General features: G+C 41.8%; 1 protein-coding gene. It reads right to left on the bottom strand.

Annotated features, from left to right (window positions below):
• Window positions 1–3,077 (bottom strand): gliding motility protein (locus tag ACIQ32_RS11825; RefSeq protein ID WP_396195883.1); only part of this gene is annotated, 3,077 nt, incomplete at both ends.

Here is a 3,077-nt window from a genome sequence, read left to right as displayed (position 1 = left end):
CTGGGCGGAATTTGTGTTACCGAAACTACGATGTCAATTCGAGCTACTCGGTAACAGCCATTGTTGTTTTCTACCCTAACATAAACACTAGCGTTACCGGAAGTGTAGGCGATAGGATTGGTGATTTGTGCCGTAGTGATTTCGTTTTCAGCCGCATTAAGAGAAGTGAAATAAGTAAAGGTTTCATTTTGATAATTCGCCGAAATCACATCGTTTTTTTGCGTTAAGTTGAATATGGAAATACCATCGGTATCATCATCACATTGTTTGAGGGAAATAGGAGTAGTAACTACAGGTAAAGCATAAGTTGTTAGTATGGCCGCATCAGAATACAATCCGCAACTGTTACCGTTTTTATTCAGAAAAACACGGTATTGGTAGCCCACCATAGCCGGTGAAACATTCGAAACTGTTAATGTTGCTGTAGTAGTGCCACTGTAAGTTGAATTATTGGTCAAGTTTGTCCAAGTCAAGCCATTATCGGTAGACAGTTGCCATAAATAGCTATCTACTGCTACAGACGTTAGTGTAAATACAGCCGATTGTAATTCACAGGTTGTCACATCTTGCGGTTGTACCGAAATGGAAATTGGTGCTGAAATAGTGTAATTTCCATTGGGAACACCGTAGCCGCTTGCGCTTAATACTAAACCTTCTCCGGCCATGGTTACCGGTGTGTCACCTAGAATACCATCGCTGTTTTCGTCTGTAAATCCGGCTTCCGTAACATCAAAGCATCCGTCATCATCACTGTCTAATTCTACATAGTTGAAAATACCATCGCCATCTGTATCTGCTACAGTGTAATTGATTGTGCCACTATCCGGATTAGTTTCTAACGAATTGGCAATACCATTACTTCCAACCGGGCTTGTGGTTATTCCATTGGTATTGTTGCTGTTACTCGGACTTCCCGATTCGATGATGTCGAAAATCCCATCGTTATCGCTGTCCATATCCAAATAGTTAGGAACGCCGTCATTGTCTTCATCATCGGGTGTGATTCCTGCTCCAAAAATATCATCTATCCCGTCGCGATTTGCATCTACTCCGGATAATGCGGTGAAGTTAACACCTTGCGATTCTACATAATCAGGAATCGTATCATTATCACTGTCAAAATCGTTTTGATCCGGTACGCCATCATTGTCAGAATCTTTAAGGACACAAGTTGCAATCAAACGCAAGGCAGCTCTACTGCTGTTGGAATCCACTAAATTAATGTTGGTAATTGTAATCGAATTGATTAAGTTTCCTTTGATAGAAAATGTGCCAGTACCAGGAGGTAAAGCAATGTTGTCATTCAAGCGGAATCGAATTTCAAAAGAAGAATATTGGGTAACACCACTTTCAAAAATGCCATCGTAATTGGTGTCAATTAGAATTTGGTCATTAGGATTTAATACGGTAAGTGTTTTGTTAATCGGGCATTTAATTCTGAATTCAGTCGATGCCGTAAAGTAATCACTGCTAGCAGCTATTGTAGAATATTCCACTGCCATGCTGATTGGATTGTTAAAAGTAGCGGTATAACTTACACTATTGTTTTTTCCGGTGGCAGCTTCAGTGACAAAGTTTCCCGATGCATCACCTGTAATCGGAGTAGCCGACGGTGTTCCGGTGCCTGTAAAACTCAAACTTCCAATAAAAGGATTAATATAGTCTCCCACAAACACAGACCCCAAGTTAGTATTGGTTAGATTGACTCCCAAATCGCCATAAGATTCAGTACAGTTGGTAATTCCGTCGTTATCATTATCAGCATCTACGTTGTTGATGATACCATCATTTTCATCATCAGTCGGACAAGAACTTACCGGGATTTCATTAGAATTGATAGGTAAGGTACAACTTGATATGGTAGCAGAAACATAGTAATATCCTGGGCCCAAAGCCGAAGGTGTATAACTGCTGTTGGTGGCACCGACTATAGGATTGCCGTTAAAATACCACTGAAACGTGTCAAACGGACTCAATGTATTAACCGAAAGTACCGTATTGGGAATACAGCTTAATTGGTTAGGATCCAATTGCGTGAAAGAAACTTCGGGTTCAAAAGTAAATCCCGAGTAGTAACCCCCAAAAGTAGCAGCGCCACTGGAACCGTAAGCAGCCAAATATAACTCTTGGGTTGAGAAAACAGAAACATTTCCACTTAGTCCGGTGATAACATAAGTTTCATAGTCAACATTCCCTTGAACTGCAGTCGGACCGTTTACGTTGGCGATAACGGATAAAGCGGCCAAAGAGTAGGGAGTGCCATCGATAACAAAACTCAGAGTAGCACCAACTTTGGTGACTATAGTTACTCTTCCGGTAAATTGACGAGAACCTACATAATCAATTGCAGGAATATTATCAATGATTCTTGGGGTTTGACAGCTCAGTGGCGGTACAAAGAACAATTCCTGATTGCGCTGGTCGGTAGCACCGTTATCACCTATGCTTTGGTAAGCGAATACCTTTTGACTGGTTTGAACGTACAAATTTCCCGCGGCATCAAAATTAGAACCGTCTAACACCAAATAATCTCCGGCATTGATGGTGAAATTGGGTGTGGTTGCACCGGATAAAAACACTTCGGTATTGTCTGTATCGGCTACTAAGAGTACTGTTTCCACGGCATCTATACCGGTACTTTTTATAAAAATGTATTCTGTATTGCTAATTCTTTCTAGGGGAACAATTTGATCAAAGCCCAAGTCAAGATTTCCCTGTGCATTACTGCCTCCAAAGGAGCCACAATTCAAGGCAATGGGTTTGTCTGAAGTAACAAGCGCGCCTATAAGTCCGGCACGATTCGGATCGTGTGGTCCTTGTACAGTCATCACATAACTTTCGCCACTGTTGAGTACTATGCTGAAAGGTGCATCTCCGGTACCGCTGTTAACCGGTTGAATGTCGGTCCCGAAATCACTAAAGTTAATGGTGGTATTGTTCTCGGTGGCTAAGACTGAAATGAAGGTGGAATGAATGTCGAAATAGTTGGCGACTTGCAAATTCGTCAAAGCGCCGACTCTGAAATGCGTGCCCAAGGAAGCTTTTCCTTTAGAAACCAATTGTCCGGCTTGATTGCC

Source organism: Flavobacterium sp. (genome assembly GCF_044373165.1).
Classification (GTDB): domain Bacteria; phylum Bacteroidota; class Bacteroidia; order Flavobacteriales; family Flavobacteriaceae; genus Flavobacterium.
Note: the sequence above shows the minus strand (reverse complement) of the source record. Positions and strands in the feature narration are given on the sequence as shown.